Raw genomic sequence first — 405 nt, forward strand, 5'->3', positions numbered from 1 at the left:
TCATCCGCAGGTACGTATACCGCTTGGATAGATGTGATAGAACCTGTCTTAGTTGACGTGATACGTTCTTGCAGAACACCCATTTCTTCAGCCAGTGTCGGTTGGTAACCTACTGCAGAAGGCATACGACCTAACAGCGCTGATACCTCAGTACCGGCCAATGTGTAACGGTAGATGTTATCAACGAAGAACAGTACGTCACGACCTTCATCACGGAAGTATTCGGCCATGGTCAGACCAGTCAACGCAACACGTAGACGGTTACCAGGTGGCTCATTCATCTGACCATATACCAGTGATACTTTGTCGATAACGTTTGAATCTGTCATTTCATGATAGAAGTCGTTACCTTCACGAGTACGCTCACGAACACCTGCGAATACAGACAGACCGGAGCGTGCCTTC

The 405-nt window shown here is 47.9% G+C and carries 1 pseudogene; it reads right to left on the bottom strand.

Annotated features, from left to right (window positions below):
- Nucleotides 1–405, bottom strand: a pseudogene (locus B3014_RS06805) (F0F1 ATP synthase subunit beta); the annotation flags it as partial.

The sequence above is a fragment of the Methylophaga sp. UBA678 genome (assembly GCF_002299105.1).
In the GTDB taxonomy this organism is placed as follows: Bacteria; Pseudomonadota; Gammaproteobacteria; order Nitrosococcales; family Methylophagaceae; genus Methylophaga; species Methylophaga marina.